16 protein-coding genes and 1 riboswitch are annotated in these 17,197 nt (G+C 34.6%); of the genes, 5 read left to right on the forward strand and 11 right to left on the reverse strand.

What is annotated here, in order from left to right; translation table 11 throughout:
- Positions 1 to 11: 11 nt before the first annotated feature.
- From CaldiYA01_RS06805 to CaldiYA01_RS06855, 11 genes are all read right to left on the reverse strand, one after another.
- A complete protein-coding gene (locus tag CaldiYA01_RS06805; RefSeq protein ID WP_207178142.1) occupies positions 12 to 260 on the reverse strand; it encodes a hypothetical protein in 249 nt (82 codons plus the stop codon).
- 76 nt (positions 261 to 336) lie between these two features.
- A complete protein-coding gene (recR, locus tag CaldiYA01_RS06810) occupies positions 337 to 936 on the reverse strand; it encodes a recombination mediator RecR (protein ID WP_207178144.1) in 600 nt (199 codons plus the stop codon).
- Between the two features lie 18 nt (positions 937 to 954).
- Complete coding sequence (locus tag CaldiYA01_RS06815) at positions 955 to 1,296, reverse strand: YbaB/EbfC family nucleoid-associated protein (protein WP_207178146.1); 342 nt, start codon at positions 1,294 to 1,296, stop codon at positions 955 to 957.
- 54 nt (positions 1,297 to 1,350) lie between these two features.
- The gene (locus CaldiYA01_RS06820) at positions 1,351 to 3,924 is read right to left on the reverse strand and encodes an AAA family ATPase (protein WP_207178148.1); all 2,574 of its coding nucleotides are present in this window, start codon (positions 3,922 to 3,924) and stop codon (positions 1,351 to 1,353) included.
- A gap of 16 nt (positions 3,925 to 3,940) precedes the next feature.
- On the reverse strand, positions 3,941 to 5,212 hold the full coding sequence (locus CaldiYA01_RS06825) for a metallophosphoesterase family protein (protein ID WP_207178150.1): 1,272 nt from the start codon (positions 5,210 to 5,212) through the stop codon (positions 3,941 to 3,943).
- A 26-nt stretch (positions 5,213 to 5,238) separates the two neighbouring features.
- Positions 5,239 to 6,903: an ATP-binding protein gene (locus CaldiYA01_RS06830; protein WP_207178153.1), complete on the reverse strand. Its 1,665-nt coding sequence runs from the start codon at positions 6,901 to 6,903 to the stop codon at positions 5,239 to 5,241.
- 7 nt (positions 6,904 to 6,910) lie between these two features.
- Positions 6,911 to 7,504, reverse strand: coding sequence for a hypothetical protein (locus CaldiYA01_RS06835; RefSeq protein WP_207178155.1), 594 nt, complete (start codon positions 7,502 to 7,504; stop codon positions 6,911 to 6,913).
- Positions 7,505 to 7,521: 17 nt separating this feature from the next.
- Positions 7,522 to 8,694: a DNA double-strand break repair nuclease NurA gene (locus CaldiYA01_RS06840; protein WP_207178157.1), complete on the reverse strand. Its 1,173-nt coding sequence runs from the start codon at positions 8,692 to 8,694 to the stop codon at positions 7,522 to 7,524.
- A gap of 65 nt (positions 8,695 to 8,759) precedes the next feature.
- Entirely contained in the window at positions 8,760 to 9,233 is a 474-nt protein-coding gene (gene ispF / locus CaldiYA01_RS06845; RefSeq protein WP_207178159.1) for a 2-C-methyl-D-erythritol 2,4-cyclodiphosphate synthase, read from the reverse strand.
- Positions 9,234 to 9,238: 5 nt separating this feature from the next.
- Entirely contained in the window at positions 9,239 to 9,538 is a 300-nt protein-coding gene (locus CaldiYA01_RS06850; protein WP_045165812.1) for a nucleotidyltransferase family protein, read from the reverse strand.
- Entirely contained in the window at positions 9,535 to 9,927 is a 393-nt protein-coding gene (locus CaldiYA01_RS06855) for a nucleotidyltransferase substrate binding protein (RefSeq protein WP_207178161.1), read from the reverse strand. Before CaldiYA01_RS06855 ends, CaldiYA01_RS06850 begins: the two co-directional genes overlap by 4 nt.
- A gap of 156 nt (positions 9,928 to 10,083) precedes the next feature.
- Positions 10,084 to 10,267: riboswitch (Lysine riboswitch) on the forward strand.
- A 136-nt stretch (positions 10,268 to 10,403) separates the two neighbouring features.
- On the opposite strand from CaldiYA01_RS06855, the gene CaldiYA01_RS06860 reads away from it, so the two are divergent.
- The 5 genes from CaldiYA01_RS06860 to rgy all read left to right on the forward strand — a co-directional run bounded on the left by CaldiYA01_RS06860 (position 10,404) and on the right by rgy (position 17,110).
- Complete coding sequence (locus CaldiYA01_RS06860; RefSeq protein WP_307729600.1) at positions 10,404 to 11,387, forward strand: aspartate-semialdehyde dehydrogenase; 984 nt, start codon at positions 10,404 to 10,406, stop codon at positions 11,385 to 11,387.
- 53 nt (positions 11,388 to 11,440) lie between these two features.
- Positions 11,441 to 12,328: a 4-hydroxy-tetrahydrodipicolinate synthase gene (dapA, locus tag CaldiYA01_RS06865; protein WP_207178165.1), complete on the forward strand. Its 888-nt coding sequence runs from the start codon at positions 11,441 to 11,443 to the stop codon at positions 12,326 to 12,328.
- A gap of 37 nt (positions 12,329 to 12,365) precedes the next feature.
- On the forward strand, positions 12,366 to 13,124 hold the full coding sequence (gene dapB / locus CaldiYA01_RS06870; protein WP_207178167.1) for a 4-hydroxy-tetrahydrodipicolinate reductase: 759 nt from the start codon (positions 12,366 to 12,368) through the stop codon (positions 13,122 to 13,124).
- Between the two features lie 12 nt (positions 13,125 to 13,136).
- The gene (locus CaldiYA01_RS06875; protein WP_013432426.1) at positions 13,137 to 13,604 is read left to right on the forward strand and encodes an ACT domain-containing protein; all 468 of its coding nucleotides are present in this window, start codon (positions 13,137 to 13,139) and stop codon (positions 13,602 to 13,604) included.
- Between the two features lie 137 nt (positions 13,605 to 13,741).
- Positions 13,742 to 17,110, forward strand: coding sequence for a reverse gyrase (gene rgy / locus CaldiYA01_RS06880; protein ID WP_207178169.1), 3,369 nt, complete (start codon positions 13,742 to 13,744; stop codon positions 17,108 to 17,110).
- Positions 17,111 to 17,197: the final 87 nt, after the last annotated feature.

Consider the following 17,197-nt stretch of genomic DNA (forward strand, 5'->3'; position numbering starts at 1 on the left):
AACCCTCTTTTTTAATGAGGGTTCTGCTTGAGAACTTTATACAGGTAGTTTAACCATTTTTCAGCAAGAATTTGTTGATAGATGGCTATTTCTATAAGATCTTGGTCAGAAGCAAAATTAAAAATAGTGTTTGCTGAGGCAAGTAACCCTTTTACATAATTAAGTAACGATTCATAGTCATTTCTTTTTTGGTCATCTACTTCTTTGCTAAGTTTATTTGCAAATTGGTTTGTAACAACATTTAAAATATCCATTTTCATCTTAAACTAACATTTACCCTCAATCATAAAACTTCTTTATTACATATTATGCGCCAATATTTTATTTAATATACTACTAAATTTCTCTTCTTCCTTCTATTGCTTTGAGAATTGTAACCTCATCGGCGTACTCAATGTCACCACCAACTGGAATTCCTCTGGCAATTCTTGTAACCTTGATACCCATTGGTTTTATTAGCCTTGCTAAGTATGAGGCAGTTGCTTCACCATCAACGTCTGGATTTGTAGCAATTATAACCTCCTTGACTTGTGGGTCAGAAAGTCTCTTAATTAAAACATCAATCGTAAGCTGTTCAGGGTATTTACCTTTAAGCGGGGATATCGCACCGTGAAGTACATGATATAGTCCTTTATATTCCTTCACTCGTTCAAGCGCTGCAACATCCTGCGGCTCTTCAACAACACATATAATACTTCTATCTCTTTTCTCGTCTTTACATATTGGACATACTTCATCTTCTGTAAAGTTACAGCACACCTTGCAAAGTTTTGTGCTGATTTTAGCACTTAAAATAGCATCAGCAAGTGCTTTGACATCTTCAGTTTTCATATTAATGATATGAAATGCAAGCCTCTGGGCAGTTTTCTGCCCAATTCCCGGAAGTTTTTCAAGCTGCTGGATAAGTTTTGATATAATATTTTCCTTTTGCTGCATCTTCCTCTCAACCTCGTTCTAAAAAAGGCCTGGAATACCAAATCCCGCAACTTTTTGCATTTCTTCTTCAACCATCTTATCAACTTTTCTTATAGCTTCATTTACACATGCAACTATCAAATCCTGCAAAGTTTCCACATCTTCCGGGTCAATAACTTCTGGTAATATTTGGATACTTTTTATCTCTTTTTTCCCATTAATAACAACCTTAACAGCGCCACCGCCGCTACTAACCTCAATTTCCCTTTGATTTAATTCCTCTTGTAACTTTTCTATTTCCTCTTGCATCTTTTTTGCCTGTTTTTGAAGCTGATTTATATTAAAACCACCACCAAGTCCAGGAAACCTATTCTTTGCCATCAAAGTTTACCTCCTTATTCAACATTTAATTTTCTCTCAAAAAATACTTTAATATTATACAACAAAAATTTTAGACCCTTCTATATCTTTTTTAACAATAATTCGTTGGTCAAATGCATCCATTAAGTCCTCAATGTGGGTTATTACAAGTATAGTGTCAAACTGGTTTTTAATTCTATTCAGGCACTCAACAATGTGGTCTTTTCCCTCTTCATCTTGAGATCCAAATCCTTCGTCCAAAATTAGCATTCTGATGGAAGCGCCTGATCTTTTAAGCAGTACCTTTGAAAGAGCAATTCTGATCGCAAAATTTATTCTAAAAAGTTCGCCACCTGAAAAAAGTTCATAGTTTCTTGTACCATTTACATCAGAAATTTCTATTTGAAGTGTTTCTATTGTTTTGCCAGATGCTGTTTCTCTTTGAGTTTTAAAATCTATTGAAAATGCACCGTTTGTCAGAATTTTTAAAAGTCCATTTGCTTCATCTTTTATTTGTGGCAAAGTATTTGCAATTATCTCGTTTTTTATTCCATCTGGTCCGGTGATATCAATTATTATGTCATATATTTCAATCTTTCTTTTCATCTCTTCTATTTCACTTTCAAGCTTCAATAAATTCTTTTTTGCCTCTTCAATCTGATTTAGCTTCTGCTCAAGGATTCCCAATTCTTTTAAAACAGAATTAAGATTTTCTTGAAGATTTTTTATTTTATTTTCACAGCTCAGAATATCTGACTTTACCTTTTCAAGCATCAAAGCATGTGCAAAAGTAGATAAATTTGCTATCTCCTGCTTTAAATCCTCAACCTTTTTCAAAATCTCTTTTTCCTGTTCTTGGTACTCAAAAATCTCCTTTTTTAAATTCTCAGCTTTCACCTTGTTTACAGTAAGATCGCTAAAGAGTCTCTGATATATTTCAAGTTCTTTTTCTTTCTGCAAAAGCTGGGTGTAGTAATTCTCGTCAAAGTTCAAAATGGAAATTTCTCTTTTTAGGTTTGTCATCGTATCTTTTAACCTTGCTATTTCCTCCTCACAAAGCTTTATACTTTGGATTAGCTGAGTTATTGAATTTTGTAGATTAGCAATGTTTTGTGTTTTTTGACCAACCTTAGCCTTCAGGTTTTCAAACATTCCATGAAGCTTTTTTTCTCTTGTCCTTAGAACTTCTTCATTTTTTATCTTTTCTTCAAGCTCAGAAAACTCTCTTCTCAGAATTTCAAGTTTTTGGGTCAAACTGTCTCTTCTTAGTTTAAATTCTTTTCCTTGGGTTGCAATTTCATTTTTTATATGCTCTTTTTCTTCCTCGCCATTAATTTGGCGCAAGCATACTGGACACCTTCCCTGATTTGCCTCTATGAGTCTGTAACTTGAAGCAAGATCTTTTAATTTGTTCTCCACTACTTCTAACAATTTTTCATATTTTACAATTTCCTCTCTTTTTTTATCTTGTTCCTGTTTATACTGTTTTACTTTTTCCAGCTCATTTTCGACCTTCGAAATTTCTACCTCCACTTTTTTTATCTCTTCCTCATACTTTGAAATCTCAGAAGTTTCTTTATTCAGCTGGAAATTACTCTCTTCAATATTCTTTTCAAATATCTTTTTCTGATCTATTTTGTTTTTTATATCCCTTTCACACAGTACAATTTTATTTTTGAGCTCAAGATACATTTCATAATCCTTCCTCAATAGCTCAACCTTTTCTTTTATCATCTCGTAATCTTTAACCATAGCAGTTATCTTTTCTTCATCCTTTAACTTTTCTTCAATCTTCAAAAGCTCTTTTTTAGAAACTTCAACCTTATACCTTATCTCCTCAGCTTTTCTCTGAAGTTCTATCATTTCATTCTTTTTCTGACTCAATAAACCAAGTTTTTGTTCTATTTCAGATCTCTGCGAAATAAGGGCATTTAGTCTATTTCTCAAACAGTTTAATTCAGCTTCTATTTCTGTTCTTCTCTTCTCCAAATCAGCTACCAAAGATTTTATAGACTCTTCCTCTGACAAAATCTTATTTTCTTCCTCTATTTCCTTGTTTTTTATATCCAGCAAAGCCTTTACTTCTTTTCGTTTTTCTTTTGCAAGTTCGTTTATCCTGTCATATATACTTAGGTTCAGTATCTTTGCAAGAACTTCACGCCTGTCCTCTGGTGAAGACAGCAAAAAATCTTCTGTTCGCTTTTGAGAAAGATATGCTGAATGTAAAAAGACATTAAAATCTATTCCTAAAATATTCTGAAGCTTTACTTGAGTCTGCGTGTAAGTTGCTTCATTTATAGGAATGAGACTGTCTCCTTTCCTAACAAAGAGTGAAAGATACTTTTTTCCTTTCCTATCAAGTCTTCTCACAACTTTATATATGGTCTTATTCAATTCGAATTCAAATTCAACCTGCATGTAATCCCTATGTGAGTTTATGTACTCTGTTTCTGCAACTTTTCCACGTTTTCCCGTCTGAAGTCTTTCAAACTCGCCAAAAAGCGCCCAGGCAATTGCCTCAGCAATAGAAGATTTCCCATTGCCATTTTTACCTATGATACAAGCAACTTTTATATTGCTAAAATCAATCTCGTTCTGAGTATTCTTGTATGATTTAAAATTTTCGATCCTCAAAAAAAGAGGTCTCAAATTTCATCCCACCTCTTTATTTACTTTCATTTTCCTGCACTTCATACAAAAGCTTTTTGAATTCTGATATAACTTTATCTTTATTTTCTATACCAGTGTATTTTTTATTTGCTGATAAAAATTTTTCAAAGGCATAAACAGGATCTGACTTCTCGTCAACCTCAGCAATTCTAAAATCTTTCTTTGAATCAACTACTTCAACTTCAATAGGCGCTAAAACAAAACATCTGTCTCTCAAAAACCTTTCAATAAGCCCAATGTCAATTTTTTCTTTTATCAAACTCTGAGTTTTTATTATAAGTTTTACAACTGAAACCTGTATACTACTTAAAGTATTTTGCTCAAACATTTTTATTTTCTCTTCTATTGTGTCAAGTAGCTTTTTAGTAAGATTTTCTATCTCGTTTTCAAACACATCAACTTCTAACTGGCAAAAAGGTCTTACCTTAACAGGTTGAAACTCAAACCTGAAGCTATCTTTATCTATTTCAAACACAACAAATCCCTTGCTGTCGTTTGCTTCAGAAAAATCTATTCTATCAGGAGAACCACAATACAACACAGTAGGGTTTGCCGCATACAAAATTTGAGGTTTGTGAATGTGACCCAGCGCAACAAACTTTAACTTTGGGTTTAAAAGGCAAGAAAGAGGCACTTTTATATCTTTGCCAAGCATAATTGACCTCTCACTGCCAATCTGTGCCTCTATTACAGTAAAATGCCCTGCAAGGATTGTTGGAATATTGTCTTCTAAAGAGTCTAAAATATGGCCAAGTTTTCTATTAAAAAAGTTCGCTGTTACCAAATCAAGCTCTTCTGTGTTTTGAGGAAATGTCTCATCCACAAACCTTTCCAGATAAAGGTATGGCACAGCCACAATACGGAGCTTTTCATCTTTTATTTCAAATTCTTTGACTTCAAAAGGTTTGTCCATTACAACAATGTTTGGTTGGTCGAATATTTCAAAGACCTTTATAGAATGGTCTTTTGTCTCAAATGGATGCATATCATGATTCCCTGGAATTATTATGACCAAAACACCTTCTTTTGAGATATCCACAATCCTCTTGTAAAACATATTCCTCAGTGTAGAGTTTGGTTCTCTGTCTTTAAAAATATCACCAGTTATAAGTAAAAGATCAATGCTATTTTCCCGCACAAACTGCAGTATTCTGTCAAATGTTTTGAAAAAATCATGTACTCGTGAACCAAGTCCGTCTGGAGTTTCACGGCTATAAGTTGTCACTCCAAAATGTAGGTCAGCTGTATGAACTCCTCTAATTGCCATCTTATTCTCCCTCTTATGAAAAATTTTTAATAGTCCATCTCATCAAGCCACTTCTTAGATGCCTCTACCGTTTTTTTATACTTTTCGTCTACCTCATCTCTGGGGGCATAAATTGAAATAAAATCATAAAAGCTATTATCATACCCTCTTGTCTTTATTGCAATTGGCATAGGAACTGCATGACCTATTAGTAAAGCCTGCTGTTTTGAATCAAGTGATTCTATAATTGATCTTAATTGTTTGCTATTTTTCATACCAGCAAGTGCACTTGTAATGTCAGCTTCATCAGAAAGAGATAAAATAACTCTTGTTCCAATTTGTGATGCAATCTCACCATCTATCTGTGATGGTCTTTGGTCTATACACATAAGGCTTACCTTTGCTTTTCTCATCTCTCTTGCTATTGTTCCAAATATTGTTTGCTTTGCGACCTCGGGCGATAAAAATCTGTGGGCTTCTTCGATAGCAATCACAAGTGGCCTTGGCGGCGAATATTTTTGTCTGTTTGAGATATACCTTTCGTACATCTCCATATATCTTTGGTAAATACGTCTTGATAGTACGTTTGTAACAAAGAGGTAATTAAGTAATTTATCACTTTTGCCAAATGTTATATCAACACTTATACCTTTTTGAAGATAGTTTAAAATAATATCAATTGAGTTTGTACCAGGTCGTCTATCATATCTAAGGTATGGTAATTCTTTTAACACAGAAAGTTTTCTGATAAGTGCCAAAAGCGAACTTCTGTTGACTACTGTTTCGCTGTCTTTAAACCTCTCTGCTAAGTCCTCACCATTTATGAGTATCTCCTCAAGCCAGTGTTTGTTCTCTGTCTCCAATTTATTTTTCAGTGCAATCATAACCTGGGCAGCTGTCTCATTGAGGTTTAGCTCTTCTGCAATTGATAAAATATCCTCAATCTCAACATCCCTTACATCAATCTCAATTGGTAAAACACCCGCCATTGACGTGGAATTTTCAACTGTCATTATCTGAACTTTACTTCCAAAAAGACTTTTAAGTCCTCTAACATGTCGGTTTTCCTCATCAACGCTATCAGGTCCATGGTCTGAGTGAGCATCAAAAATTAAAAGCGATGCCTTATCACAAAGGATTATCCCTGCCATCAACAACCTTGCAAAAAATGATTTTCCTGTACCAGTTCTGCCGTAAATACCACTGCTTCGTTCAATAAATCTCTCCATGTCTATGCATACTGTAGAGTTTTCGTCCATGTCAAGAACATTGCCAACAGGAAAATAACGTTTTGGATTTTTTTCAAAACTCCCAAACACGTCTGAAATATCATCATAAGTAGCTTTTCTTACACTTGAAGCGTGAACAGGTATGTTTCTTATAGGCTGATTTCTCTTTTCCTCAAGGTCGTAAGAAAGAACTGGTTGTGCCTTAAACACAGTATAAATCGAAGTTCCCCTTGTAATTCTGTTCAATAGTAGGCTTGAGTTCCCTCGCGGAAGTTCTGACAAAGCTTGCTTGTTCATACCCTCTATCACCATGTCGGTAAGCATACAATAGTACTTCCTTTTTTCTGTTTGGCTAACAAGAATTGCTCCAATCCTTGTATTTTCCACCACAGAATCATCCTCGACTTTTATCGCAAGACCTTCTGAATAGGAACCACCTATGATTTTGCCAATTCTGTTCTCTTCATACATATTACTTGGCATATCTCAATCACCCTTCTTGTACAGTCATAATCAGATTCTCTAACCTCTCAATTATAGGTTCAAGAAGATTGAGGTCATATTTAAGATAAGCATTCAAGCTCTTTCCCATCTGTTCTATATAATAATAGTCCTTTCCTCTTGCAAGATATGCAAAAAAAAGCATCCATGGAATAACTTCAATAATATCTACATCTTTTGCCTTTAGTACAGAATTTAGAAAAAGACTATTTTGAGTAGCAAGAAGAATTTCTTTTTGGGTTGCAAGTTCAACCAAACTATGAAGTCTTATACTTTTGTCAGGAAGACATCCAACAAATTTGCCATCTACTATGTATCCCAAAACTACACATTTAAAATATCCTTTCAAAATTTGGTCAATCTGTGGGTACTGTTTTCTTATCTCCTCTTGGGATTTCCATAGAGCTCTTGGATATCCTCCCTCGGATATACTACCAATATCATATCTTGTAACACATCCCACCACTGTGTAATCATCTAAATTAAATTTTATAAACCTCCCGGGTGTAGGTATGTTATTCAAATCCTTTGCTTCACAGATAAGATGTGTAAAAGAGATATCTATTATTTCACCTACTATCATCACAAAACTACTCCTTCTTATATTATCCTTTTTACCTTGTTGTTCTTTTTAGCAGAGAAGTGCACAAGATTATCTTCAAAACTTTGCAGTATGCTTTCTATCGAATCCTTGTCGTCTTTTGATATTACAGAAAATTCATGAGCATGTGTTAAAGATATGGGATAGCCAAACCCCAGCTGGCACTGATGGTAAATAGCACCCAAGCAACTCTCAAACCAGTTTTTATCGTTTGCTATATACAACGGAAACTCAATTCGTGCTATCTCGTAACCTGTGTTCAAATAAACAAAGCCTATATCGGTCTTTTCAAACTCATCAAAAGCTCTACCTAATGTGTAAAAGATGTTTGAATACTCTCCTTCCTTAAGGTCGGAAAATAAAACGACATCCTTTATTCTACCTATTTTTTCACACTCTCTTTTTTGCTCCTTTGGACACTCTCTACAATTTATCCTTGTTTTTTCACACATATGTATTCTGTAAATATTAGAAATAATTGAATTTTTGGGAACAGAAATAAAACCGCACACGGCAATTTTCTTTTGTTCTGCCAGGATGAATATCCTTTCAAGAATAGCATTTGCTTTTCTGCCAAAACGCATGCCTTGCCTGTCTTGTGACCAGTCAATGAGATTCCCATCGTAAAGTACTATCATAAGCTTATCTGTTTGAGTACTCTTTTCTATATACTCTAAAATTGTTTCAAACTCTTTCTGTTGGCGTTCTTGTGATATCTCAGATGAATTTTTAAAAGTAACATCGTCTTTGTCAGAATACAATTCTTGGTCAAGATAAATGTAGGGAAAAGTTTTGTACCAAAATCTACTTTCTTTTTCTCCATAGGCAATAGAGACACAGGCAATGTTCAACACATAATAAGGTGTTAGAATATGCCTATCTATTTCTGTATTACTGCCATCTACTGCAAAAACCTCATAGTCAGTATTCAAATGGCATTTGTGAGATTTCAAAAATTCATTGTAATTGCTATAGTATGGAAGGCAGAATAAAATCTCATTTTTCTCGTCCTTGCTAGGAATTTTTGAGAGAACATTTTGAATTTTCTTTCTATCTACCGAATTTAAAAACGCAAACACATCTTCAACATTTGATTTTAATTCTTCCTCATGCTTTGCTAAAACCTCTTTCTTTTCATTTATCTGTACAGACAATCTGTAAAGGTCTAACATCTTATCACATCCAAAAGTTATTCTTATACTTAATTATATCTCTTGTACTTCATTTTATCAAACATTTATTCGCAAATCAAAACCACTGCATATGCTGAAATTCCTTCTTCTCTTCCTTCAAATCCCAATCCTTCAGTTGTTTTTCCTTTTATATTTACCTGCGTACTTTCAATCTTGAGGCAATCTGCAATTTTATTTTTCATCTCATTAGTATAAGGAGAAATCTTGGGCCTTTGGCTAACTACTGTTGAATCGATGTTCACTATTTTCATATTCTTTTCTTCCAAAAGCCTTGCCACTTCTTTTAAAAGAACCAAGCTTGAAATGTCTTTATACTTAGGGTTAGTGTCTGGGAAAAGCCTTCCAATATCATTTTCCCCCATAGCACCAAGAATAGCATCAATTATAGCATGGACCAGAACATCTGCATCTGAATGGCCCAGAAGTCCCTTTTCAAACGGTATTTCAACCCCGCCCAATATAAGTTTTCTTCCCTCGACAAATCTGTGAACATCATATCCAATCCCTACTTTAAACATTTGACTTAAACTCTCCTTTCAAATATTACAATTCCTTCTTTTAAGATTTTATTTTTGAATGTTTCGTTTTCTAATTTCTCAAGTTCAACTAAGTCAACCTTATAAAGCCCTGCAGCTTCATCCAAATCTAATTTAAAACCAGCTGTTGTTTCACCATCTACCACTATTGCAATGTCAATATCCGAATTTATTTTATAATCACCTCTTGCTCTTGAACCAAATAATATAGCCTTTTTTATTGTCCTTTCACTCCTGATGAGCTCCATAATTTTCTCAAATATGACATCTTCAATCCCAAATTTCATTTAATCAACTCCTCAATTTTTTTCTCAAGTTCCTCAAACAAAGGTAAGTAGTCACTTTTTATTCTCTCAAATATTATTTTGGCAACACATTCATCATAGGTGTGGACCGTCAAGTTCCTATCTTCAATCATCCTTAGCCATTTTTCTTGATTTTCAATCAAGCCCACTGAAAATGCTTCTTTGAAAACTGCTCTAGGCGAAGAAATACTTACTATGCCTTGATATTCCAAATACGCCTTCAATAATTTCCAGGCAAGCTCATAGGTAAATTCAAATCTTTGAATAGCACCGTCATACAAAAGAGGATTATCGCTTCTTTCCGACACCGCTTCTTTCAATCTCAAAAGTGCTTTCTGAAAGTTAGCAAATCTTTCTCTAATTTTTTCCAAATCATTCATCCTCCATTTTCTTTTTGTTCTTTTACTTTTCGATATTTAAATTATATCACATGAAAAAAACCTCTTAGTCTTTCAAAAAAATTTGACATACAAAGAATCTTAATGGTATTATTAAATAAACACCACAAGTGAATAGCTCATAATATATTAATAGATAGAGGCGCGTCTTTTAAGAGTAGGCAGGTGGATGTGAAAGAAGACACAGATGAAACCTGCTGAAAGGAAAAGACGCCGAAGGGAGTTTCTTTCTTCTTGGAAACTTCCCTGGGTGCATGGAGAATATCCATGCAACTGTCACCAATTGAAAAATTGGTGGAGCGCTATCTGTTAATATATTGTATGGCTAATGTACAATATATTAACAGAAGCTGGCTCTAAAACCAGCTTTTTTTAGTTTGCACAAACAGAATAACATATCTTTAATTTTTGAAGAGGAGGTTTACAATAAAGTGGCAAAGAAAATTAGAATGGCAATAGTTGGCGCAACAGGCATGGTTGGAAGAACATTTTTAAAGGTCTTGGAAGAGAGAAATCTGCCTGTTGAAGAATATTTCCTTTTTGCATCAAGCAGGTCAGCAGGGACAAAAGTTGAGTTTATGGGAAGAGAATACATAGTTGAAGAGTTAAAAGAAGACTCATTCGACAGGGGGATTGACATTGCTCTGTTCTCTGCTGGTGCTTCAACATCTCTTCACTTTGCTCCAATTGCAGCATCAAAAGGGTGTATTGTAATTGACAACTCAAGTGCATGGCGTATGGAAAAGGATGTTCCTCTTGTTGTACCGGAGGTCAACCCTGAAGATATTAAATGGCACAAGGGAATTATTGCAAACCCTAACTGTTCAACCATCCAGGCGGTTGTTGTTTTAAAACCTTTGCATGACAAGTACAAAATAAAAAGGATTGTGTACTCAACATACCAGGCAGTTTCAGGTGCAGGATATCAAGGATATTTGGATTTAGAAGAAGGATTAAAAGGTGCTCCGCCAAAGAAGTTCCCATACCCAATTGCAGGAAATGTTATTCCCCATATTGATGTTTTTTTAGAAAATGGATATACAAAAGAAGAGATGAAGATGATAAACGAGACAAGAAAGATTTTACATGATGACTCAATAAAGATTACTGCAACAACTGTGAGAGTGCCTGTTTTCAACGGTCACAGCGAATCAATAAATGTAGAGTTCGAAAAGCAGTTTGATTTAGAAGAGTTAAAAGAAACTCTCAAAAGTGCAAAAGGTGTAGTTGTTCAGGATGACCCTGCAAATCTTTTATATCCTATGCCAATCTATGTTTCCGGAAAAGATGAAGTTTATGTTGGAAGAATTAGAAGAGATGAATCTGTTGAAAGTGGAGTAAATCTGTGGGTTGTTGCTGACAATATAAGAAAAGGAGCAGCAACAAACGCTGTCCAGATTGCTGAAAAAGTAATAGAATATTTCTTTAGCTAATTGAAAAGTGGCTAAACTTTAAAGTTTGAATAAATGGGGAGGGTTTATTTGCTATGTCTCTTTTTAAAGGTTCAGGTGTTGCTTTAATAACACCTTTTAAGGATGAAGAGAATGTAGACTTTGAAACTCTTGGAAGGCTTGTTGACTTTCACTTAGAGCACAAGACAGATGCAATCATTGTATGTGGTACAACTGGAGAGCCTTCAACAATGCCAGATGATGAACATTTAGAAGTAATCAGATTTGTAATTGATAGGGTTGCTGGCAAAAAACCTGTTATTGCTGGTGTTGGTAGCAATCACACAAAACATGCCGTTTATCTTTCCAAAAAAGCACAGGAACTTGGTGCAGATGGTCTTTTGCATGTAACACCATACTACAACAAAACAACTCAAAAAGGATTAATTGAGCACTTTCAAAGAATAAATGATGCTGTATCAATTCCTATTATTGTTTACAATGTACCATCAAGGACAGGGCTAAATGTTTTGCCTGAAACCATGAAAGAACTTGCAAAACTGCCAAATATAAAAGCGATAAAAGAAGCAAGTGGCAACATCACACAGGTTGCCGAAATTGCTATGCTCTGTCCCGAAATTGATATCTATTCTGGAAATGATGACCAGATAGTACCTATTCTCTCTGTTGGTGGAATTGGTGTTATTTCAGTGCTTGCAAATATTCTGCCTGATGAGACACATGATATTGTAGAATATTTTTTAAACGGTGAAATTGAAAAAGCAAGACAACTTCAGCTAAAGCTTCTTCCTATAATCAAAGCACTCTTTATTGAAGTAAACCCAATTCCTGTAAAAGAAGCTATGAACATGATGGGATTTAAAGTTGGAAAGCCGAGATTGCCACTTACCACTATGACAGAAAAGAGCAGAGAAATACTCAAAAAAGCACTTATTGACTATGGCATTTCGATAAAAGAATGAGAATAAAATAATAACAAGGATTGGATGTGAGACACAAATGATTAGCATCTTACTTAATGGCTGCAATGGTAAAATGGGTCAGGTTGTGAGCAAGGTTGCTAAAAACTATGACAATATCAAGATTGTTGCAGGAGTTGACTTAAATACAGACAAAAACTTTGACTATCCTGTATACCAAAGTCCCGAGGAAGTGGTTGAAAACTTTGATGTTATAATTGACTTTTCTCTTCCTGAAGCAACAATGAAAATACTTGAGTTTGCAAAACAAAAAAACAAACCAGTTGTAATAGCAACGACAGGATTTACATCTGACCAGAAAACTAAAATTTTGAAATATTCAAAGCAAATTCCTATTTTCTGGTCTGCTAATATGTCTTTGGGAGTGAATCTCGTTGCAGAGCTCATCCAAAAGGCTTTTAAAGCTCTTGGTCCTTCATTTGATATTGAAATCATTGAAAAACATCACAACCAAAAAATAGATTCACCTTCGGGCACAGCTCTGATGCTTGCTGATGCAATAAACGAGGTTGCAAATAATTCATATGAGTATATCTATGACAGGCATACAAGGAGAAAGAAAAGACAGCAAAACGAGATAGGAATATCATCTGTGCGCGGTGGAACAATTGTGGGTGAGCACAGTGTCATTTTTGCTGGCCCTGATGAGATTATTGAGATAAAGCACACTGCACTTTCAAAAGAAATTTTTGCAAATGGAGCAATTAAGGCTGCAATGTTTATTCAAGGCAAAGGCGCGGGTATATATAATATGAAAGATTTGATTAATTCAATGTGAGGTGTTTTAAATTTGAAGCCTGTGACAAATTTAAATGTCACCCAGAACGTTGCTATGATAACCCTTGACAATGTCCCTAATAAAATTGATTTAATAGCCTCAATTTTTAATGAAGTAGCAAACCATGGAATAAATATTGATATGATAAGCCAAACAGCACCTTATAAAGGAAACATAAACCTATCATTTAGCCTTGATGAAGAAAATGTACCAAAGGCAATATCAGCACTCAGCAAGTTTAAAAAAGAGATTCCTCACCTGAGAATTGATATCGTGTCGGGCTTGAGCAAGCTTTCTATTTTCGGTGAGGCAATGAAAGACATTCCGGGCGTTGCAGCATCACTTTTCACCACTTTAGCTGAAGCAGGTGTTGAGCTTAAGATGGTAACAACAAGTGAGGTTGACATATCATATTTAATTGACCAAAAAGACGAGGAAAAAGCTGTTCAGATTATAAAAGAAAGATTTGATTTAAAGTAGGTTGTGTGCATGCTGCCCAAAACAGCCTTTTAAGCTGGGGCAGCTTATTTTTTTTGACAGTATTGAATTTTGGTTTTCCACTTAGTATTATTGAAAAATAGAGGTGTTTAAAACTCAAATAGCAGGAGGAATGCTGATTGGCAACAGGAGCAAAATACTATCACTCTTGCATAAATTGTGGCGGGATAAATACAGATACAAGAAATGAAAAAGGACTCCCATGCGAACAGTGTCTCAGCCAAGAACAGATAAGTAGAAATATATTTGAATCTTTAAAAAAGAAGGGAACATTGAAAGACTACCAAATATACTGGAACTTTCAGCAAAACTTTGATACGTTCGGAAAGTTTTTTGAGCATATTTTTCAAAAACCATTGACAGGATACCAAAGAACATGGGCACGACGTTTTTTGCTTTCAAAAAGCTTCACGCTTGTTGCCCCAACAGGAGTTGGTAAAACCACTTTTGGACTTGTAGCAAGCCTCTTTTTAGCGCTAAATGGCAAAAAGTCAGCTCTTGTATTTCCTACCGTCTCGCTTGCTCAGCAGTCTTTTGAAAGACTTGAAGAGTTTAAAGCAAAAATAGAAAACGCAAACACAGTGAAAATCTTATTATTTAACTCTTCGATGACAAAAAGTAGAAAAGAAGAGTTTGAAAAAAGGTTTTTATCTTGCGACTTTGATATACTTATAATCACCACTCAGTTTGTTTCAAAAAGAAAAGATGTTCTATCTAAAATGTTTTTTGACCTTGTATTTGTGGACGATGTTGACGCTATTTTGAAGTCTTCAAAGAATATCGATACATTACTCCAGATGATAGGCTTTTCAGAAGATGAGATTGAAAAAGCGTTCGAAAGATTGAGAAGCAAAAATAAAGAAAATGGGCAAGATACAGTTTCAAATGGTTCTAAAAATAAGGGAATGCTTATAGTATCCTCTGCAACAGCAAAGCCGCAAGGATTAAAGCCACTTCTTTTCAGAGAACTTCTGGGTTTTGAAATTGGAAGATTTACGTTCAATATAAGAAATATCACTAATATAAGAATTAGAAAGAGGTCAAAAGAAAAATTACTCGAAATAATCAATATCTTAAAAGACGGTATACTTCTGTTTGTCAACACCGAAGAAGAAGGAAAAGAAATTGTTAAATTTCTCGCCGAAAATGGTATTAAGATTGGAACTACATGGATCAATTTTGAAGAGGAATTTGAACTTTTCAAAGAAAGAAAACTAAATGTTATTTGCGGGGTTTCATCTTATTATGGAAAACTCATTAGAGGAATTGATCTTCCTGATCGTATAAAATACTGTATTTTCTGGGGAACTCCAAGCTTCAGATTTTCGGTTGACATCGACAAAGCTCCTCGATTTGTACTTGAAAGGGTTTTTGTTGAGTATCTTGAAGAACATCCTAAATTAAAAGAGTATTTTAAGAATGTTGAAAACTTGCAAACAGAAAAGTTAAGACAGCTTGTTTTAAAGTATATTTCAGAAGAAACCTACAACAAAATTGTACAGGAACTATTCTCACACTTAAAGATAACTGATGATGGTAAACTTGTTATTCCAGATGTTCCAACATACATTCAAGGATCTGGCCGAACGTCAAGAATGTTCGAGATGCGCCTGACAAAAGGAATTTCAATCCTCTTTGAGGAAGATGACACAGTTTTTGAAAGTTTAAAATCGCGGCTTATGTTTTTGCTCGATGAAGAATGGATTGAGGAAAATGATGTAGAGCTTGAAAGTCTAATAGTCGAGGTGGAAGAAAGCAGAAAAAGTCGAAATGAGGATTCTAATATAATCGATATAAAATCAAGACTTATGATAGTTGAATCACCAACAAAAGCTGACACAATATCCAAGTTTTTGGAAAAGGCATCAACAAGAAGGTACGGTAAGCTTTCTGTATATGAGTCAATAACACCGGAAGGAATTTTGCTTATCAGTGCATCAAAAGGGCATGTGTATGATCTTGAGACAAAAAAAGGATTACATGGTGTTGAATATCATGATGGAAAATTTATTCCCTATTACAACTCTATTAAACGCTGTATGAAATGCAATACACAATTCACAGATGAGCTTGAAAGCTGTCCCAAATGCGCATCTAATACAATCGATGATAAAAAAGAAATCTTAAAGACTTTGCGTGAACTTGCACTTGAGGTTGACGAAGTATTGATTGCAACAGACCCTGATGTTGAAGGAGAAAAGATATCATGGGACATTTCACAGTATTTAAAGCCTGCAAATAGTAACATCAAAAGAATTGAAATGCATGAAATTACGCGCTATGGACTTGACAGTGCCTTGAGAAACCCACGACAGTTTAATACAAATCTTGTAAAATCTCAAATTGTGCGAAGAATAGAAGATAGATGGGTAGGATTTGAGCTTTCTTCAAAGCTGCAAGAGAATTTCCAGAATTATAACCTCTCTGCTGGTCGAGTGCAATCAACTATCCTTGGTTGGATTGTTGAAAGAGAAAAAGAATATGCAAAAAGTGAAAGAACATTTACTCTTTTAAAACTTGAAAATGGATATAGTCTTGAAATTGAAGGTGAAGAAGAGTGCCACAGAGTAAAAGCAGAAGTTGTTGAACAGAAAATTGAAGAAATACCTGCACCAGCTCCTTTTACAACTTCATCCTTACTATCATTAGCTTCACAGAAATTGAATTTAGGTGTTCAGCAAATAATGGAAATTTTACAGTTTTTGTTTGAGCATGGTTTTATCACCTATCACAGAACAGACTCAACAAGGATTTCAATAACAGGTCAGAACATTGCAAGAATATTTTTAGAAAAGATTGGTAAAAAAGAGCTGTTCTCACCAAGAAGTTTTGGAGATGAGGGTGCTCATGAAGCAATACGACCTGTAAAACCAATATCACCTGAGGAATTGAAAGAACTTGCTTTTGAAAAATATGCACAGGGTATATCACAAAATCACATAAAAGTTTATCAGTTTATTTTCAACAGGTTTATGAGTAGCCAAATGAGAAATCCTAAGGTTTTAGTTCAAAAAGTATATTTTAAAATCAATGACATCGAAATGGTTAAAGATATCTTTGTGAAAGTAGAAGAAGAAGGTTGGCTGGAACTTTCCCCTATGCAGATTTATCCTTTGTTTGATAATAAGTACTACAACGTAACTGACAAGCGAAGTTACAAAAAACATACTATTCAACTTTATACTCAAGCAAGCCTTATTGAGGAAATGAAACAGAAAAACATAGGAAGACCTTCAACATATGCAAAGATGGTAGAGACACTTTTCAAAAGAGGATATATTTTTGAAGATAGTTTTAGAAGAATAAGGTCAACATCGCTTGGTAAGAAGGTATATTATTATCTTTCCCAAAAATATGGTGAATACGTAAATGAACAAACTACACGCGAGCTTGAAAAGCTTATGGACATTGTAGAAGAGGGAAAGAGAGATTATCAGGAAATATTGCGAGAACTTTACAATGATATAAGTGGACTTTTAAACAAGTAATAGGGTTGTGTTTTGCCTGTCTAATATTGGGTAAAAATATATTAAAAACACAAAGGATTCTGAGTAAACTTAAAGAGGAGGTATTGA

Source organism: Caldicellulosiruptor diazotrophicus, from assembly GCF_017347585.1.
Taxonomy (GTDB): Bacteria; Bacillota; Thermoanaerobacteria; order Caldicellulosiruptorales; family Caldicellulosiruptoraceae; genus Caldicellulosiruptor; species Caldicellulosiruptor diazotrophicus.

What these genes read in the sequence shown, in the direction of transcription:
- dapA (WP_207178165.1), top strand. Translation starts at nt 11,441, where the DNA reads ATGTCTCTTTTTAAAGGTTCAGGTGTTGCTTTAATAACACCTTTTAAG.
- CaldiYA01_RS06860 (WP_307729600.1), top strand. Translation starts at nt 10,404, where the DNA reads ATGGCAATAGTTGGCGCAACAGGCATGGTTGGAAGAACATTTTTAAAG.
- CaldiYA01_RS06835 (WP_207178155.1), bottom strand. Translation starts at nt 7,504, where the DNA reads ATGATAGTAGGTGAAATAATAGATATCTCTTTTACACATCTTATCTGT.
- CaldiYA01_RS06850 (WP_045165812.1), bottom strand. Translation starts at nt 9,538, where the DNA reads ATGAAATTTGGGATTGAAGATGTCATATTTGAGAAAATTATGGAGCTC.
- CaldiYA01_RS06825 (WP_207178150.1), bottom strand. Translation starts at nt 5,212, where the DNA reads ATGGCAATTAGAGGAGTTCATACAGCTGACCTACATTTTGGAGTGACA.
- CaldiYA01_RS06805 (WP_207178142.1), bottom strand. Translation starts at nt 260, where the DNA reads ATGAAAATGGATATTTTAAATGTTGTTACAAACCAATTTGCAAATAAA.
- dapB (WP_207178167.1), top strand. Translation starts at nt 12,366, where the DNA reads ATGATTAGCATCTTACTTAATGGCTGCAATGGTAAAATGGGTCAGGTT.
- CaldiYA01_RS06815 (WP_207178146.1), bottom strand. Translation starts at nt 1,296, where the DNA reads ATGGCAAAGAATAGGTTTCCTGGACTTGGTGGTGGTTTTAATATAAAT.
- CaldiYA01_RS06840 (WP_207178157.1), bottom strand. Translation starts at nt 8,694, where the DNA reads ATGTTAGACCTTTACAGATTGTCTGTACAGATAAATGAAAAGAAAGAG.
- CaldiYA01_RS06830 (WP_207178153.1), bottom strand. Translation starts at nt 6,903, where the DNA reads ATGCCAAGTAATATGTATGAAGAGAACAGAATTGGCAAAATCATAGGT.
- recR (WP_207178144.1), bottom strand. Translation starts at nt 936, where the DNA reads ATGCAGCAAAAGGAAAATATTATATCAAAACTTATCCAGCAGCTTGAA.
- ispF (WP_207178159.1), bottom strand. Translation starts at nt 9,233, where the DNA reads ATGTTTAAAGTAGGGATTGGATATGATGTTCACAGATTTGTCGAGGGA.